The organism is Amycolatopsis sp. A133, from assembly GCF_031082405.1.
Lineage (GTDB): Bacteria > Actinomycetota > Actinomycetes > Mycobacteriales > Pseudonocardiaceae > Amycolatopsis.
In genome coordinates, this window is the sequence record NZ_JAVHJU010000007.1 from 406,302 (window position 1) to 422,845 (window position 16,544).

Sequence of the window (16,544 nt, forward strand, 5' to 3'; positions counted from 1 at the left end):
TACGGAAGTCAGTGACCGAGGCCGAGGCCGCCGTCGACCGGCAGCACCGCGCCGTTGACGTAGCCGGCTTCGTCGGAGGCCAGGTAGCGCACGGCGGCGGCGATCTCCGACGGCTCGGCGTACCGGCCGGAGGGCACCTGGGCGAGGATTTCCTTCTTGCGCGCCTCGGGCAGCTCGTCGGTCATGTCGGTGTGGACGAACCCGGGCGCGATGACGTTCGCGGTGATGTTGCGCGAGCCGAGTTCGCGGGCCAGCGACCGGGCGAAGCCGACCAGGCCGGCCTTCGACGCGGCGTAGTTCGCCTGACCGGCCGAGCCGGAGAGGCCGACGACCGAGGAGATGAAGACGAACCGGCCCCACTTGCCGCGCAGCATGCCGCGCGAGGCGCGCTTGGCGACGCGGTAGGCGCCGGTCAGGTTCGCGTTGATGACGCGCTCGAACTGCTCGTCGCTCATCCGCATCAGCAGCGTGTCATCGGTCAGCCCGGCGTTGGACACCAGCACCTCGACCGGTCCCTGGTGCTCCTCGACGAGCTTGAAGGCCGCGTCGACCTGCTCGGAGTCGGTGACGTCCGCCTGGACGCCGAACAGCCCCTCGGGAGCACCCGAACCACGGTGCGTGACGGCGACCTGGTGTCCCTGTGCGGCGAGGTCCCGGGCGATCGCCAGACCGATGCCCCGGTTGCCCCCGGTGACCAGAACCGACCGTCCCACTGTGTTCTCCCTCTTCGTGAACTCCTGCGCTGATGCCGCGCACGAGGTTATCGGCAGCGCCGCCGGGTCGCGCACCCGCGCCCGGGCTGGCGGAGACCGTCCTAAGCGGGTGTTAGGAACTGCCTCCCGACCTTGCTGGTTACCCGCCGGTTGGTCACCGTGAGTCGCAACACAGGAGGTCGACGATGACAACCCGGCTCAGCGGTGCCACCACGTACCAGCACGGCGGCGAAAAGCGCGTGATCGGCAACGTGCTGCGCGGCTCGATCGGCAACTTGGTCGAGTGGTACGACTGGTACGCCTACGCGGCGTTCACCACCTACTTCGCCAAGTCCTTCTTCCCGACGTCCGACACGACGGCCGCGTTCCTGGGGACCGCGGCCGTGTTCGCCGTCGGGTTCCTGATGCGCCCGCTGGGCGGCTGGATGCTCGGCCGGTTCGCCGACCGGTTCGGCCGCCGCAGCGCCCTGGTGCTCTCGGTGACGCTCATGGCGGGCGGCTCGCTGCTCATCGCCGTCACGCCGAGCTACCACACCATCGGGATCGCCGCGCCGATCCTGCTGCTGATCGCGCGGCTGATCCAGGGCCTGTCGGTCGGCGGCGAGTACTCCACTTCGGCGACCTACCTGTCCGAAGTGGCCACTCCCGGCAAGCGCGGTTTCTACTCGAGCTTCCAGTACGTGACGCTCTACGGCGGCCAGCTGCTCGCGCTGGGGCTCCAGCTGATCCTGCAGGCGCTGCTCACCGAGCAGCAGCTGACGTCGTGGGGCTGGCGGATCGCGTTCGTCGTCGGCACCTTCGCCGCGCTGACGGTGATGTGGCTGCGCCGCGGCATGGACGAGTCGGCGAGTTTCGAGCGGGAGTCCGGCGGCGAGGTCGGGAAGGCGGCGGGCGAACGCGGGACGCTGCGCGCGCTGGCCAAGTACCCCAAGGAGATCGCGCTCGTGGTCGGCCTGACCCTCGGCGGCACGGTCGGCTTCTACACCTTCGCCACCTACAGCCAGAAGTTCCTGGAGAACACCGCGCACATCCCGCGGCGGCAGGTCACCATCGTGCTGTTCTGCGCGATCCTGCTCGCCGCGTGCCTGCAGCCGGTGTTCGGGCGCCTGTCCGACCGGATCGGCCGCCGCCCGCTGCTGCTGTTCTTCGGCATCGGCGGCACGCTGCTCACCGTCCCGCTGATGACGGTGATGGGCTCGACCCGCAACCCCGTCGGCGCGTTCTTCCTCGTGCTGGCCGGGCTGGTGATCGTCGCCGGGTACACCTCGATCAACGCGATCGTGAAGGCCGAGCTGTTCCCGACGAAGATCCGGGCGCTGGGCGTCGGGCTGCCGTACGCGCTGACCGTGGCGATCTTCGGCGGCACCGCCGAGCTGATCGCGCAGGCGCTGAAGAGCGCCGGGCACGAAACGGTGTTCTTCTGGTACGTCGCGGGCTGTGTCCTGGTGTCCCTGATCGTCTACGGCACAATGCGGGAAACCTCGAAGACCTCCGAGCTGGAAGAGCGCCGGGAAGACCGGCACTGACAGGGGGATGGCCGTGCGCGTGCTCCTCGTCGAAGACGACGCGGGTGTCGCCGGCGCGCTCGCCGAGTCGCTGCACGCGCGCGGTCATCCCGTCACCAGCGTCGCCCGCGGGGCCAACGCGCTGCACCACCACCGCGCCGCCGACCTCGTCCTGCTGGACCTGGGGCTGCCCGACCTCGACGGCCTCGACGTCCTGCGCAAGATCCGGGCCGTCTCGCCGGTCCCGGTGATCGTGCTGACCGCCCGCGGCGACGAACGGTCTGTGGTGCGCGGCCTGCGGCTCGGCGCCGACGACTACCTGACCAAGCCGGTGCGGCTGGCCGAGCTGCTGGCCAGGATGGACGCCGTCGTGCGGCGCGCGGTGGCCCGTGCCACCCCGGCCGACAGTGCTGGTGACGTCGTGCGCCTCGAAGACGTCGAGATCGACCTCGGTGCCCGCCGGGTCCTCGTCGCCGGGCACGACGTCGGGCTGACCACCAAGGAGTTCGAGATCCTGGCCGTGCTCGCCGCCCGCCCCGGCACCGCGGTCAGCCGCCAGCAGCTCATGGACGAGGTGTGGGGCGACGCGTACCTCGCGGTGTCGCGCTCGCTCGACGTCCACCTGACCGGGCTGCGCGCCAAGCTGGACCGCCCGGGCCTGCTCACCACGATCCGCGGCTTCGGCTACCGGCTCGGCCGGGACTGACCCGTGCGCACCCGGCTCCTGGTGGTCCTGGTCGCCCTGGCCCTCGCGGTGGTCGCCGCGTTCGCCGTGCCGCTGCTGACCGCCACCGCCGAGCAGCGCACCCAGCAGCTGGTCATCTCCCGCACCGCCGACGTCGACCGGTTCGTCGTGCTGGCCCAGCAGGCCGTCGACACCCACGACCCCGCGGCCCTCGCGGCGGACGCGGCCCGCTACGCCGAGCTGTACGGCGAAGGCGTCGTCATCGTCGACGCCCGGCGCCTCCCGCTGGTGCAGGCGGGCGGTCTGACCGCGGGCGACCCGGCGGTGCGCACGCTGGTGGAAGCGACCATGCGGAACGAACCGGCGCCGCGGGCGGACCGGCTGGACCCGTGGTCGGCCGAACCGGCCTACTTCGCGCGGCCCGTCGGGACCGGCACCCGCGTGTCCGGGGTGGTCGTGCTGCGCGCGTCGGTGACGGCGGCGGCCGCGGACGTCGCCACCCGGTGGGGCACCATCGGGGCCGGCGCCGTGCTGGTCGCGGTGGTGTTCGTGCTGCTCGCCGTGGTGCTGGCCCGCTGGATGGTGCGGCCGCTGCACGAGCTCGAAACCGGGGTGCTGGCCGTCGCCGACGGGCACCGCGCGCACGTCCCGGAACGCGCCGGGCCCCGCGAGCTGCGTTCGCTGGCCGCCGAGGTCAACCGGATGTCCGAAGCCGTGCTCGAGGCCGCCGAGCAGCAGCACCGGCTGGTCGCCGACGCCTCGCACCAGCTCCGGAACCCGATGGCCGCGCTGCGCCTGCGCGTCGACTCCCTGGCCGGGCGCATCGAAGGCGACGACACCACCTACCGGGCGACCGTCGCCGAGGTCGAACGCCTGGAGAAGCTGCTCGACGGCCTGCTCGCGCTCGCCCTGGCCGAGAGCACCGCGACCCGCGTCGCGGCCGGCGGTGCCGACGAGACCTGCGACCTCGCGTCCGTGCTGGCCGAACGCGTCGACGCCTGGCGCCCGGCCGCCGAGGACGCCGGTTCGGCGATCGTCCCCCCGCCGGGCCACGACGAGCCGGTGATCGTTCGCTGCCCGGAAGGCGAGCTGGCGCAGGTCCTCGACGTCCTGCTCGACAACGCCGTCCACTACGCCGGCCGCGGCGCGAAGATCACCACGGATTGGGAAAGCGGTGACACGACCGCCACGCTCGTCGTCGCCGACGACGGACCGGGACTGTCCGAAGAGGACAGAGCGCGGGCGACCGAACGGTTCTGGCGCGCCGGCGGTGAAGGCGCCCCGCGCGGGACCGGCCTCGGCCTGGCCATCGCGCACCAGCAGGTGCGTACCCGCGGCGGCGTCCTCGACCTGCGGCAGGCAGACCCGCACGGCCTCGAAGTCCGCGTCACGCTGCCGCTGCAGGAGGTGCCGGGATGACGCTCACCCGCCGCACGGCCCTGCTCGGCGGCCTCGGCCTCGCGCTGGCCGGGTGTTCGTCGGCGGGCTACGCCGGCCCGGAACGCGCGCTCACCATCGCGGCCGGCGAGCGGGGCGGGTTCTACCTGGCCTTCGCCGAGCTCCTCTCGGCCGAACTGAACCGCGCGGAACCGCTGCTGCACGCCACCGCCGTGCCGACCGAGGCGAGCGTGGCCAACGTCGGCCTGGTGCAGCGGGGGCAGGCCGACCTCGGGCTGGTGCTCGCCGACGTCGCCCAGACCGCGCTCCGCGGCGGCCCGCCGTTCGCCGGGAAGGTGCCGCTGCTCGCGCTCGGCCGCGTCTACGAGAACTACCTGCAGCTCGTGGTCCGGGCCGACGGGCCGGTGCGCGAGCTCGCCGACCTCGCCGGGCGCGCGGTGTCCCTGGGCGCGAGCGGCTCCGGCGCGGCACAGCTCGGCGAGCGCCTGTTCACCAAGGCGGGCGTCGCCGTGGACGCCCGGCACCTGCTGTTCGACGACGCGGTCCGCGCGCTGGCCGGCCGCCGGATCGACGCGATGCTGTGGTCGGGCGGGGTGCCGACGCCGAAGCTCGCCGAGCTCACCCGCACGACCCCGATCGCGCTGCTGCCCCTGGATTCGGTGGTGCCCGCGTTGCGGGCGGCGTACGGCCCGGTCTACGACCAGGTCCAGGTCCCCGACGGCGCGTACCGCGGGGTCGGCGCGCTGAGCACGATCGGCGTGGCGAACCTGCTGGTGTGCGCGCCGTCCCTGCCCGGCGACGTCGCCGCGGCCGTGGTCCGGCTGCTCGTCGAACGGGCCACGGCGCTGGTGCCCGCCGAAGCCGTCGGCACCCAGTTCCTGGATGTCCGGACACTGATCGGGACGCAACCGGTGCCGCTGCAGCCGGGCGCGGCGGCCGCGTACCGAGCGCTGCACGGCTGAACTAGATTGGGCGCGTGACCGCACCTCGCCGCCCGATCGCCGAGATGCCGCTGCGCGTGCGCTACCACGAGTGCGACGGGCAGGGCATCGTCTTCAACGCCCACTACCTGGCCTATGTGGACATGTGCGCCTTCGAGGCGGAGAAGGCCCTCTTCGGCTCCCACGACGAGTTCCTCGCGCACGGCACCGATGTCGTGGTCGCCGAGGCGAACCTGAAGTTCCGCGCGCCCGCCCGGTACGACGAGGAGCTGGTCGTCTCGCAGTACCTGACCCACCTCGGGACGACGTCGCTCATCTTCGACTTCGAGATCCACCGCGACGGGACGCTCCTGCTGGCGGCGAACCTCCGGTACGTCTTCATCGACCCCGCCACCCTGCGGCCCGCCCCGCCGCCGGACGCGGTCCGCAAGGTCTACGCGGGCCTGCTCGGGGACTGAGCCGTGTTCCGCATTCTCTTCTACCAGCCGGAAATCCCGCCCAACACCGGCAACGCGATCCGCCTCGCCGCCAACACCGGCTGCGAACTGCACCTGGTCGAGCCGCTCGGCTTCACGTTGGAGGACAAGCAGCTGCGCCGGGCCGGGCTCGACTACCACGACCTCGCCCGGGTCCACGTGCACGCCTCGCTGGCCGCGGCCTGGGAAGTACTGCTGCCGGCCGAGGTCTACGCGTTCACCGCCTCCGCGACGCGGCTGTACACCGACGTCGCCTACACCCCGGGCGACGTCCTGATGTTCGGGCCGGAGTCGGTGGGGCTGCCCGCCGACGTCCGGGAAGCGCCCGAGGTGACCGACCGCGTACGGCTGCCGATGCGGCCGACGAGCCGGTCGCTGAACCTCGCCAACACCGCGGCCATCACGGTTTACGAAGCCTGGCGCCAGAACGGCTTCCGGTAGGTTCACCGGATGCGACAGCAGTTCCTGGGGGCGCTCATCGGCGCCGCGTTCGGCACCGTCTTCGTCCTCGCCAACTCCGGCGACCCGCTTCCCGCGGCGCTCGGCTGGGTGCTGCGGGTCCTCGCCGTGCTCGCCCTGGCGGCGGTGGTGGTCCTCGGCGTCCGCGCGGGCGGGCGGCCGACGCTCGACGGGCGGCCGATGTTCGGGCCGGGCTACCGGTTCGTCGTGCTGGGCGAGGTCGTGCTCCTCTTCGGCGGGTTCTTCGTCCTGCGCCTGCTGGAGGCGCCCGTCCAGGCCAACGTGGCCTGGATCGCGACCGTCGTCGGCCTGCACTTCGCCGCGCTCGCGTCGGCGTGGAAGACCCGCTCGATCCTCGCGGTCGGCGTGGTCCTGACCGTGCTCGGCGTCGCCGGCCTGGCCCTGCTCGGCAGCACCGCGCTGCCCTGGGTCCCGTTCGTCAGCGGCGTCCTCTCCGGGGTGACCCTGCTCGGCGGAAGCCTCCACGGCGTCCGCCGAGCCTGACCGGAAGCGCACTTTCATAGGGAAAGTGACGCCTCGAGGCCCGAGCTTTCACGTGAAAGCTCGGGGCGCTACGGGAGCCGCTGGCCGAAGAAGAGGCTGGCCGCGGCGCCGAGCATCAGGATCAGCGTGCCCACCACCACCCACGGCTTGCTCGCGTCGGCGTCCTTGAGCTCGTAGCCGATCTGCTCGCCGAGGTCCGCGTAGACCTTCTTCAGCTCCTCGGCGCTGGCCGCCTTGTAGAAGTCGCCGCCCGAGAGCCGGGCGATCTCCCGCAGGGACTCGTCGTCCACGCTGACCGGCTGGGCCTTGCCCTCGATGTCGACCGAACCGTGGGTGGTGCCGAACGAGATCGACGAGATCGGCACCCCGGCCTGCTTCGCCGCCTGCGCCGCGGTGTACCCGCCCCGCGCCGCGTACAGGTCCTCCGGGACCGTCTGCTTCCCGTCGGACATCAGCACGATCCGCGCCGGCGGCGGCCCGTCGGCGCCGCCGACGACGCTCGAGAAGCTCTCCACCGACTGCAGCGCCGCGAAGATGCCTTCCCCGGTCGCCGTCGACTGGGCCAGCTTCAGGTTTTCGATCGCCTTGATCACGCCGTTGCGGTCCGTGGTCGGGTTGACCAGCACCGTCGCCGTGCCCGCGAACGAGATCAGCCCCAGGTTGATCCCCGGCGTCATGTTCCGTGCGAAACTCGTCGCCGCTTCCTGGGCCGCCTGCAGCCGCGTCGGCAGGACGTCGGTGGCCTCCATCGACAGCGACACGTCGATCACCAGCATCACGGTCGCCCGGTTGCGCGGCACCTTCTGCTCGGCGGTCGGGCCGGCCAGCGCCACCGTGAGCAGCAGCAGCGACAGCACGATGAGCACCGCCGGCACGTGCCGCACCCAGCCCTGGCTCTTCGGCGCGACCTTCTCGAGGAGGTCCAGGTTCGCGAACCGCATCGTCCGCTTCCGGCGCGCCCGCTGGGCGAGCACGTACCCGACGGCGACCGCGGCCACGGCGATCAGCAGCAGGAACCACCAGGGCGACGCGAATCCGGTCATCCTCACGCCACACCCCCCGACCAGCGGCGCTTGCGGGCGACGACGAACCGCACCATGTCGGCGATCCAGTCGGCGTCCGTGCGCAGCGTCAGGTGCGCCGCACCCGCGCGCCGCAGGCCGGCCGCCACCCGTTGCCGGTGGGCGTGGGCCGCGGCCCCGAACTCCTTGCGCAGCAAGGCCGAAGCGTGCACTTCGCGCTGTTTCCCTGTCTCCGGGTCGGCCAGCACGACGGTGCCCACCTCGGGCAGGTCGACGTCGCGCGGGTCGAGGACTTCGATCGCGATCAGTTCGTGGCGCCCGCCGAGCGCCCGCAGCGGCCGCTCCCAGGAGGTGTCGCCCAGGAAGTCGGAGATCACCACGGCCAGGCCGCGGCGGCGCGGCGGGCGGCGCAGCGCTTCCAGGGCCTGGGCGAAGTCGCCCCGGGTGCCCTCGGCCGCGCGCGGGGTCTCGGCCAGCTTCCGCACCAGCCCGCGCGCGTGCGCCAAGCCGCCGCGCGCCGGGATGCGGACCGTGTCGGCGCCGGTGGAGATCAGCGCGCCGATGCGGTTGCCGCCGCCCCCGGTCAGGTGGGCGACCGCCGCGACCGCGCAGACCACCAGGTCGCGCTTTTCGCACAGCGCGGTCCCGAAGTCCAGGCTCGCCGAGAGGTCGGCGACGACCCACGTCTCCAGTTCGCGGTCGGCCACGGTCTCGCGGATGTGCGGGGTCGTGGTGCGGGCGGTGACCGCCCAGTCCATCCGGCGGACGTCGTCGCCGGGCTGGTAGGGGCGCGCCTCACCGGGCTCGGACCCCGGCCCCGGCACCAGGCCGAGGTGGTTGCCCTGCAGCAGCCCGTCGAGCCGGCGGCGGACGTCGAGCTCCAGCGTCCGGAGCCCGGCTTCCAGGCGGTCGCCGCGCAGTACCGGCGGCGCCCACGAAGGGCGGACGCCCTTCTCGTTCTTCGCCATCGCCGGGTTACCTGACCGGCGCGCCCGCCGGGACCGGGCCACCCTGGCCGGTCCCGCCCTGCGGCCGGGCGGAGACCTGCGGCAGCGGCACGGTCTGCAGCACGCGCGTGATGATGTGGTCGATCGGCACGCCGTCGGCCAGCGCGTCGTAGGACAGCACGAGCCGGTGGCGCAGCACGTCGGGCACGACGTCGACGACGTCCTGCGGCAGCACGTAGTCGCGGCCGCGGACCAGGGCCAGCGCCCGCGCGGCGGCGATGATGCCGAGGCTCGCACGCGGCGAAGCGCCGTAGGAGACCCAGCCGGCGACGTCGGCGAGGCCGTGCTCGTTCGGCGTCCGGGTGGTCAGCACCAGCCGGACCACGTAGTCGACGAGCGCGTGGTGCACGAACACCTGCGCCGCGACGCCCTGCAGCCGGACCAGCTCGCCGGGGCTGAGCACTTCGTGCGGGGTGGGCGGGGTGACGCCCATCCGGTAGATGATCTCGCGCTCCTCCTCCGCCGAGGGGTACTCGACGAGGATCTTGAACAGGAACCGGTCGCGCTGCGCCTCCGGCAGCGGGTAGACACCCTCGTTCTCGATCGGGTTCTGCGTCGCCAGCACGAGGAACGGGTCGGGCATCGGGAAGGTCTGCCCGCCGATCGACACGTGCCGCTCGGCCATCACCTCGAGCATCGCCGACTGGACCTTGGCGGGCGCGCGGTTGATCTCGTCGGCGAGCACGAAGTTCGCCACGACCGGGCCGAGCTCGACGTCGAAGCGCTCGGCGCCCTGGCGGTAGATCCGGGTGCCGAGGATGTCGGCGGGCACCAGATCGGGGGTGAACTGCACGCGCGAGAACGAGCCGCCGACGACCCGGGCGAACGTCTCCACGGCCAGGGTCTTCGCCACGCCGGGCACGCCTTCGAGCAGCAGGTGCCCCTTGGCCAGCAGGCCGACCAGCATCCGCTCGACCAGGCGGTCCTGGCCGACGATGATCCGCTTGACCTCGAACACGGTCCGCTCCAGCAACTGGGCGTCCCGGGCCGGGGTCGCGGGCTGCTGCCCGTTCCCGCCCTCGGCGTAGCCGGGCTCGGTCACTCTGCCTCCTCAAACTCGTGCGCCGCCCCCGCGACGGTGATCACGCGGTGCGACCGTACTGCTTCCCCCGGGCCGCCGTCCGTCCGGCACGCGGACGGCGGCGTCGGCCCACGATCAGCCAACACGGTCAGCGGTGTGACACCTGTGAAGGGTTCCGACCCGACAGGGCCCGCGGACACGCCGGCGCTCGCCCGGAGTCCGACACCCGCCCGTCCAGCCGGGACCGGCGGACCGGGGACTTTGCTGCAGCCTCGCCCGGCACCGGAACGGCTCAGCGGTGGCGCTCGAGGTCCTCCGGCGTGTCGATGTCGTCCGCTTCGCCCCGTTCCGCCGGGAGCTCGGTGACCGTCAGCCCACCCAGGACCCGGCGCAGGGCCGCGTTGTCGACGTCGTCCGGCAGGGCCGCGCGAAGGGCCGTGACCCGCCAGGCGCCCAGCAGCCACTGCCGCTTGCCGGCGGCGTCCACCAGCACCGCGCCGTCGCCGGGGCCGATCGCCGCCAGCAGCCTGTCCACTGTGGACCGGCGGACGCCCGGGAGGTCGGCCGCCAGCACGACGACCGCCTCGACGTCGTCGGGGACGAACGCCAGGCCCGCCGCCAGTGCCGCCACCGGTCCGGTGCCCGGCACCGGCTCGCGGGTCCACACGACGTCGAAGCCGGGGCGTCGCGGGCCGACCGCGATCACCCGCTCGGCGCCGTCGAGGGCGTGGATCGCGCGGGCCAGCAACGGTTTGCCGCCCACCGTCAGCGCCGGCTTGTCCACACCGGACAGCCGGCGGGCCGAGCCGCCGGCCACCACGATCCCCGCGTAGCGCACCGGGGCACCCTAGCGGCCCAGCACGAGGTAGGTGAAGCCCAGCACGCCCCGGTAGTCACGGACGTACTCGCGCAACCGCCGGTCGAGCCACTCCCGCACCGGCGCCGCCCGCGGGTCGGCCGGGTGCGCCGCCAGCCACTCCGCCCAGCCGGCCCGCGAGGTCGACTCGAACTCGTCCCACTCCAGCTGGTCGGCGGTGCTGAAGTGCAGCACGCGCCAGCCGGCGGCGTCCGCGGCGTCGAGCAGGTCCGGCAAGGTCAGGATGTCCGGGCCGAAGATGTCCTGCGCCGTCGGGTCCGGCGGCGCCGCCCAGAAGCCGTCGCCGTAGAGCAGCCTGCCGGACGGCACCACCCGCGCGAGGCGCTCGAGGGCCGCCTCGGTCGAGCCGAAGATGTGGGCGGCGCCGATGCAGAACGCCCGGTCGGCGGGACCGTCCCAGGTCGCGGCGTCCGCCTCGGTGAAGTCCACGGCCAGGCCGCGTTCGCGAGCCGCCGCCCGGCCCCGCGCCAGCCCGGTCTCGTCGGTGTCGACGCCGGTCCCGCGCAGGTCCGGCGCCCGGCCGAGCGCCCGCAGCAGCAGCTCGCCCCAGCCGCAGCCGAGGTCGACGAGGTGTCCCCCGGCCAGGTCCATCCGGTCGAGCAGCAGCTCCGCGTGCGGCTCGGACAGGGGCGTGTTCCAGCGCATCCGCGAGCGCCGCAGCGCGTTCAGTTCGTCGTCCACCAGGCGATCCTGGCGACGACCCCGGCCGCCGTCGAGCGAGTTTCAGCCGATCAGCCGGGTCGCGTACGGCATGATCCCGCCGTAGCGCACCGGGGCGACCCGGACCCGCAGGCCGGACTGCGGCGCCTCGACCATCTGCCCGCCGCCGAGGTACAGCGCCACGTGGTGGATGCCGCCCGGGCCGCCCCAGAACAGCAGGTCGCCGCGGCGCATCTGGGACAGCGGCACCCGCCGCCCCGTCGTGTACTGGTAGCCGCTGTAGTGCGGCAGGGAGCGGACCCCGGCGAAGGCGTAGATCATCAGGCCGGAGCAGTCGAAGCCGATCTTGTTGTAGTCGCCGTAGCGGTCGGCGACGCCGCCGTCGCGAATGCCGCGGGTCGGGCCGCTCGCGTTGCCGCCGCCCCACGCGTACGGCATGCCGAGCTTCGACAGCGCCCGGGCGATCACCGCCTCGATCGACGAGCCGGCCGGGCCCGCGGGTGCCGCCCCGCCCGACGGACGGCCACCGCCCCCGGACGCGGCGAGCGCGGCCTGGCGAGCGCGTTCTTCGTCCTCGCGCTGCTTCTGGGCCAGCCAGTCCTGGTAGCGCTGCCGCTGGCCCTGCAGGCCGCTGACCTTCGCCTGCGCGGCGAACAGCTGCTGCTCGACGTCGGACTTGTTCTGCTCGAGCTGGGTGGCCTGGGCCGCCTGGCCGTCCTGGGCCCGCTCGGCGACGGTCTGCGCCGCGTCGGCGCTGTTCTTGGCCCGGCGGGCCGCGTCCTGCTTCTCCCGGGCGATCTCGGCGGCCTTGCGGGCGGCGGCGTCCTTGTTGGACTTGTCGGTCTGCGCCTGCTGGAGCCGGTCGAGGGCGTTGAGCCGGTTGCCGCCGACGGCGTCGAGCAGCTGCGCGCGGGCGAGCATGTCCTTGGGGCTGTCGGCACCCAGGTACGCCGACAGCGAGCCGACCGTGCTGCCCTGCTGGAAGCTCGCGGCGGCGAACGTCTTGAGGTCCGCCCGGGCCTGCTCGATGGCCGCCGCCGCCGCGTCCGCCTCGGTCCGCGCGGCCTTGGCGTCGTTCTCCGCCTGGGCGGCGGCGTCCTGCGCGGTCTGCAGGTCGACCAGGGCCTTGTTGGCCTCTTCCTGCTTGAGCTCGACGTCGTCCTGCAGCTGCGAGAGCTTCTGCTCGGCCTGGGCCAGCTGGTTGGTCAGCCGGCCGACCTCGCCCGCCTTCGCGTTCGCGTCGGCCTTGCCGGCCTGGATCTCGGAGTCACTGGGGTTGGGCGGCGGCGGGGGCGCCGCCAGACCGGTCCCGCCCAGGCCGAACAAGATCACCAGCGTGAGCGTGCTCACGCTGAGTCCCCGGCGGACGCCCGGCACCCGCGGACTCCCGCACCCTTCGGCCACGACCGTCACCTCCGCTCACCAGCACACACCGCGTGTCACTGCAGTCACACCACTATCACAAGCATCAGCGGCAACTTACAGAACGTAGGCACCAATTCCCCTCATTGAGGGACCCCCGCCGCGCCGCCTGTCCGAATGGCGCAGCCCACACCGCGTGTCGTCTTGTCCGTTAAACAGGACACGCGTACTGTTTGAACCACCGCGAGGTGTGCCATCCCGAATCCGGTCCTACGGTGGGGGTGCGCAAGACTCGCCCCACCGAACCGACCGAACTGACCCGGGACTCCCCTGCCGCGACGGAGCGGCGTCCCCGCCACTGGAGTTAGACGTGACCGCACCTGCCAGCAAGGACAGCTTCGGCGCCAAAGACACGCTGAAGGTCGGCGACGCCTCGTACGAGGTGTTCCGCCTGAACAAGGTCGAGGGCGCCGAGCGCCTGCCGTACAGCCTGAAGATCCTGCTCGAGAACCTGCTGCGCACCGAGGACGGCGCGAACATCACCGCCGACCACATCCGCGCGCTGAGCTCGTGGGACCCGAAGGCCGACCCGTCGATCGAGATCCAGTTCACGCCGGCCCGCGTGATCATGCAGGACTTCACCGGCGTGCCGTGCGTCGTCGACCTCGCCACCATGCGCGAAGCGGTCACCGACCTGGGCGGCGACCCCGACAAGGTCAACCCGCTCGCCCCCGCCGAGCTGGTCATCGACCACTCGGTGATCATCGACGTCTTCGGCCGCCCCGACGCCTTCGAGCGCAACGTCGAGATCGAGTACGAGCGCAACCGCGAGCGCTACCAGTTCCTGCGCTGGGGCCAGGGCGCCTTCGACGAGTTCAAGGTCGTCCCGCCGGGTACCGGCATCGTGCACCAGGTCAACATCGAGCACCTCGCGCGCACGGTGATGGCCCGGGGCGGCCAGGCCTACCCCGACTCCTGCGTCGGCACCGACTCGCACACCACGATGGTCAACGGCCTCGGTGTGCTGGGCTGGGGCGTCGGCGGCATCGAGGCCGAGGCGGCCATGCTGGGCCAGCCGGTGTCGATGCTCATCCCGCGCGTCGTCGGCTTCAAGCTGACCGGCGAGATCCCGGCCGGCGTCACCGCCACCGACATCGTGCTCACCATCACCGAGATGCTGCGCCGCCACGGCGTCGTCGGCAAGTTCGTCGAGTTCTACGGCGAGAGCGTCGCCGAGGTGCCGCTGGCCAACCGCGCCACCATCGGCAACATGAGCCCGGAGTTCGGCTCCACCGCGGCGATCTTCCCGATCGACGACGAGACCGTCCGCTACCTCAAGCTGACCGGCCGCTCGGCCGAGCAGGTCGCGCTGGTCGAGGCCTACGCCAAGGAGCAGGGCCTCTGGCACGACCCGTCGCGCGAGGCGGCCTACTCCGAGTACCTCGAGCTGGACCTGTCGACGGTCGTCCCGTCGATCGCCGGCCCGAAGCGCCCGCAGGACCGCGTCGCGCTGACCGACGCGAAGACGTCGTTCCGGGTGTCGCTCGGCGACTACGTCACCGACGAGGTCGAGGGGTCGGCCGAGCGCAAGCCGGGCGTTCCCCCGCAGGAGCAGCCGAAGGGCGTCGAGTCCACTGTGGACGAGGCGTCGGCGGAGTCCTTCCCCGCCAGTGACGCGCCGGCGCACGCCGCCTCGGGCAACGGCGGCGGCGAGCCGGCACCGCATCACACCGGCAAGGCCGCCGAGGGCCGCCCGAGCAAGCCGGTCAAGGTGTCCACCGCCGACCGCGGCGAGTTCGTCCTCGACCACGGCGCCGTGGTGATCGCCTCGATCACCTCGTGCACCAACACCTCGAACCCGTCGGTCATGCTCGGTGCCGCGCTGCTCGCGCGCAACGCCGTGGACAAGGGCCTCACGGTCAAGCCGTGGGTGAAGACGTCGATGGCGCCGGGCTCGCAGGTCGTCACCGACTACTACACCAAGGCCAACCTGTGGCCGTACCTGGAGAAGCTGGGCTACCACCTGGTCGGCTACGGCTGCACCACCTGCATCGGCAACTCCGGCCCGCTCTCGGACGAGATCTCCGCGGCGATCCAGGAGAACGACCTCACCGCGGTCTCGGTGCTCTCGGGCAACCGGAACTTCGAAGGCCGGATCAACCCCGACGTGAAGATGAACTACCTCGCGTCGCCGCCGCTGGTCATCGCCTACGCGCTGGCCGGCACGATGGACTTCGACTTCGCGAACCAGCCGCTGGGCCAGGACGCGCAGGGCAACGATGTGTTCCTCAAGGACATCTGGCCGACGGCCAAGGAGATCCAGGAGACCATCGACCACGCGATCACGCAGGAGATGTTCACCAAGGACTACGCGGACGTCTTCGACGGCGGCGAGCGCTGGAAGTCGCTGCCCACCCCCGAAGGCAAGACCTTCGAGTGGGACGCGGAATCCACCTACGTGCGCAAGCCCCCGTACTTCGAGGGCATGACGCCGGAGCCGGCCGCGGTCACCGACATCACCGGCGCGCGCGTGCTGGCGAAGCTGGGCGATTCGGTCACCACCGACCACATCTCCCCCGCCGGCGCGATCAAGCCGGGCACCCCGGCCGCGCAGTACCTCACCGAGCACGGCGTGGAGAAGAAGGACTTCAACTCCTACGGTTCCCGGCGCGGCAACCACGAGGTGATGATCCGCGGCACGTTCGCGAACATCCGGCTGCGCAACCAGCTCCTCGACGACGTGCAGGGCGGCTACACCCGCGACTTCACGCAGGAGGGCGCTCCGCAGGCGTTCATCTACGACGCGGCCCAGAACTACGCCGCGGCCGGGACGCCGCTGGTCGTGCTGGGCGGCAAGGAGTACGGCTCGGGCTCGTCCCGCGACTGGGCGGCCAAGGGCACCTCGCTGCTGGGCGTCCGCGCGGTGATCACCGAGTCGTTCGAGCGCATCCACCGCTCGAACCTGATCGGCATGGGCGTCATCCCGCTGCAGTTCCCGGCGGGCGAGTCGGCTTCGTCGCTCGGCCTCGACGGCACCGAGACGTTCGACATCTCGGGGATCACGAAGCTGAACGACGGCGAGACCCCGCGCACGGTGCACGTCACCGCCGCCAAGGCCGACGGCACCAAGGTGGAGTTCGACGCGGACGTCCGCATCGACACCCCCGGTGAGGCGGACTACTACCGCAACGGCGGCATCCTGCAGTACGTGCTGCGGAAGATGACGCAGGCGTAAGGGTTTTCGCAGTACGGAGGGCCTCCCCGCGCGGTGCGCGGGGAGGCCCTCCGCTTACGCGGGAACGGCTTCCCACCGCACGCTCGACACCGACGGCTCCAGCGAGAGCCGCGACACCGCGGCCTCCATCTGGGCGTCGTCGCGCTGGTCGCCGACCAGCTCCGCCCGCACCTCGACCGTGTGGTCCTCGCGGTCGGTGCTCAGCACCGAAAGCAAGCGGAAGTCCGTGCGGGTCAACGACTGCACGAGCAGCGCCCGCACGTGCGCTTACGCGGGAACGGCTTCCCACCGCACGCTCGACACCGACGGCTCCAGCGAGAGCCGCGACACCGCGGCCTCCATCTGGGCGTCGTCGCGCTGGTCGCCGACCAGCTCCGCCCGCACCTCGACCGTGTGGTCCTCGCGGTCGGTGCTCAGCACCGAAAGCAAGCGGAAGTCCGTGCGGGTCAACGACTGCACGAGCAACGCCCGCACGTGCGCTTACGCGGGAACGGCTTCCCACCGCACGCTCGACACCGACGGCTCCAGCGAGAGCCGCGACACCGCGGCCTCCATCTGGGCGTCGTCGCGCTGGTCGCCGACCAGCTCCGCCCGCACCTCGACCGTGTGGTCCTCGCGGTCGGTGCTCAGCACCGAAAGCAAGCGGAAGTCCGTGCGGGTCAACGACTGCACGAGCAAC

Annotated in this window: 18 protein-coding genes (1 of these 18 only partly in view); 8 read left to right on the top strand and 10 right to left on the bottom strand. The window is 72.4% G+C overall.

The genetic code is table 11. From position 1 onward, the window contains the following. Positions 1–8: 8 nt before the first annotated feature. Entirely contained in the window at positions 9–713 is a 705-nt protein-coding gene (locus tag Q5425_RS10130; protein WP_308671861.1) for a beta-ketoacyl-ACP reductase, read from the bottom strand. Between the two features lie 185 nt (positions 714–898). Here Q5425_RS10130 and Q5425_RS10135 point away from each other — a divergent pair, with 185 nt between their 5' ends. From Q5425_RS10135 to Q5425_RS10165, 7 genes are read left to right on the top strand one after another with little or no spacing between them, the layout of a single operon-like run. Beyond that, positions 899–2,239: an MFS transporter gene (locus tag Q5425_RS10135; RefSeq protein WP_308671862.1), complete on the top strand. Its 1,341-nt coding sequence runs from the start codon at positions 899–901 to the stop codon at positions 2,237–2,239. Positions 2,240–2,246: 7 nt separating this feature from the next. Continuing rightward, the gene (locus tag Q5425_RS10140) at positions 2,247–2,924 is read left to right on the top strand and encodes a response regulator transcription factor (protein WP_308671863.1); all 678 of its coding nucleotides are present in this window, start codon (positions 2,247–2,249) and stop codon (positions 2,922–2,924) included. 3 nt (positions 2,925–2,927) lie between these two features. Beyond that, positions 2,928–4,322 carry a HAMP domain-containing sensor histidine kinase gene (locus Q5425_RS10145; protein WP_308671864.1) on the top strand — a complete coding sequence of 465 codons (1,395 nt, stop codon included), beginning with the start codon at positions 2,928–2,930 and terminating at the stop codon, positions 4,320–4,322. Beyond that, positions 4,319–5,263 (top strand): TAXI family TRAP transporter solute-binding subunit, encoded by a 945-nt coding sequence (locus Q5425_RS10150; RefSeq protein ID WP_308671865.1) that lies wholly within the window; start codon positions 4,319–4,321, stop codon positions 5,261–5,263. Before Q5425_RS10145 ends, Q5425_RS10150 begins: the two co-directional genes overlap by 4 nt. A gap of 14 nt (positions 5,264–5,277) precedes the next feature. Further along, positions 5,278–5,700 carry a thioesterase family protein gene (locus Q5425_RS10155; protein ID WP_308671866.1) on the top strand — a complete coding sequence of 141 codons (423 nt, stop codon included), beginning with the start codon at positions 5,278–5,280 and terminating at the stop codon, positions 5,698–5,700. A gap of 3 nt (positions 5,701–5,703) precedes the next feature. Continuing rightward, entirely contained in the window at positions 5,704–6,159 is a 456-nt protein-coding gene (locus Q5425_RS10160; RefSeq protein WP_308671867.1) for a tRNA (cytidine(34)-2'-O)-methyltransferase, read from the top strand. Between the two features lie 9 nt (positions 6,160–6,168). Then, entirely contained in the window at positions 6,169–6,681 is a 513-nt protein-coding gene (locus Q5425_RS10165) for a hypothetical protein (RefSeq protein ID WP_308671868.1), read from the top strand. A gap of 68 nt (positions 6,682–6,749) precedes the next feature. On the opposite strand, the gene Q5425_RS10170 is transcribed toward Q5425_RS10165, so the two are convergent. The 6 genes from Q5425_RS10170 to Q5425_RS10195 form a co-directional block, all read right to left on the bottom strand. Further along, positions 6,750–7,724 (bottom strand): VWA domain-containing protein, encoded by a 975-nt coding sequence (locus Q5425_RS10170; RefSeq protein ID WP_396135141.1) that lies wholly within the window; start codon positions 7,722–7,724, stop codon positions 6,750–6,752. Between the two features lie 2 nt (positions 7,725–7,726). Then, on the bottom strand, positions 7,727–8,671 hold the full coding sequence (locus Q5425_RS10175; RefSeq protein WP_308671870.1) for a DUF58 domain-containing protein: 945 nt from the start codon (positions 8,669–8,671) through the stop codon (positions 7,727–7,729). Between the two features lie 7 nt (positions 8,672–8,678). After that, entirely contained in the window at positions 8,679–9,752 is a 1,074-nt protein-coding gene (locus Q5425_RS10180) for an AAA family ATPase (protein WP_308671871.1), read from the bottom strand. 271 nt (positions 9,753–10,023) lie between these two features. Next, positions 10,024–10,569, bottom strand: a complete 546-nt coding sequence (locus Q5425_RS10185; protein WP_308671872.1) for a molybdenum cofactor guanylyltransferase — start codon at positions 10,567–10,569, stop codon at positions 10,024–10,026. Positions 10,570–10,578: 9 nt separating this feature from the next. Next, entirely contained in the window at positions 10,579–11,289 is a 711-nt protein-coding gene (locus Q5425_RS10190) for a methyltransferase domain-containing protein (RefSeq protein WP_308671873.1), read from the bottom strand. A 42-nt stretch (positions 11,290–11,331) separates the two neighbouring features. Beyond that, positions 11,332–12,645, bottom strand: a complete 1,314-nt coding sequence (locus Q5425_RS10195) for an NlpC/P60 family protein (protein ID WP_308671957.1) — start codon at positions 12,643–12,645, stop codon at positions 11,332–11,334. 355 nt (positions 12,646–13,000) lie between these two features. Between Q5425_RS10195 and Q5425_RS10200 the strand changes: the two genes are divergently transcribed. After that, positions 13,001–15,865: an aconitate hydratase gene (locus tag Q5425_RS10200; protein ID WP_308671874.1), complete on the top strand. Its 2,865-nt coding sequence runs from the start codon at positions 13,001–13,003 to the stop codon at positions 15,863–15,865. Positions 15,866–15,919: 54 nt separating this feature from the next. Here Q5425_RS10200 and Q5425_RS10205 read toward each other — a convergent pair whose 3' ends face one another. The 3 genes in view from Q5425_RS10205 to Q5425_RS10215 are tightly spaced (at most 6 nt apart) and all read right to left on the bottom strand, a layout consistent with a single transcriptional unit that may run on beyond the window. Beyond that, entirely contained in the window at positions 15,920–16,126 is a 207-nt protein-coding gene (locus tag Q5425_RS10205; RefSeq protein WP_396135142.1) for a hypothetical protein, read from the bottom strand. A 6-nt stretch (positions 16,127–16,132) separates the two neighbouring features. Beyond that, positions 16,133–16,339 (bottom strand): hypothetical protein, encoded by a 207-nt coding sequence (locus tag Q5425_RS10210; protein WP_396135142.1) that lies wholly within the window; start codon positions 16,337–16,339, stop codon positions 16,133–16,135. Positions 16,340–16,345: 6 nt separating this feature from the next. Further along, on the bottom strand, positions 16,346–16,544 hold the end of the coding sequence (locus Q5425_RS10215) for an MgtC/SapB family protein (protein WP_308671875.1). The gene runs 593 nt beyond the window's last position; the window shows 199 of its 792 coding nt (coding positions 594–792); its start codon lies beyond the right edge, outside the window; it ends in the stop codon at positions 16,346–16,348.

Coding starts and splice junctions, on each gene's coding strand:
- Q5425_RS10135 (WP_308671862.1), top strand. CDS start 899: ATGACAACCCGGCTCAGCGGTGCCACCACGTACCAGCACGGCGGCGAA.
- Q5425_RS10140 (WP_308671863.1), top strand. CDS start 2,247: ATGGCCGTGCGCGTGCTCCTCGTCGAAGACGACGCGGGTGTCGCCGGC.
- Q5425_RS10150 (WP_308671865.1), top strand. CDS start 4,319: ATGACGCTCACCCGCCGCACGGCCCTGCTCGGCGGCCTCGGCCTCGCG.
- Q5425_RS10165 (WP_308671868.1), top strand. CDS start 6,169: ATGCGACAGCAGTTCCTGGGGGCGCTCATCGGCGCCGCGTTCGGCACC.
- Q5425_RS10170 (WP_396135141.1), bottom strand. CDS start 7,724: ATGACCGGATTCGCGTCGCCCTGGTGGTTCCTGCTGCTGATCGCCGTG.
- Q5425_RS10175 (WP_308671870.1), bottom strand. CDS start 8,671: ATGGCGAAGAACGAGAAGGGCGTCCGCCCTTCGTGGGCGCCGCCGGTA.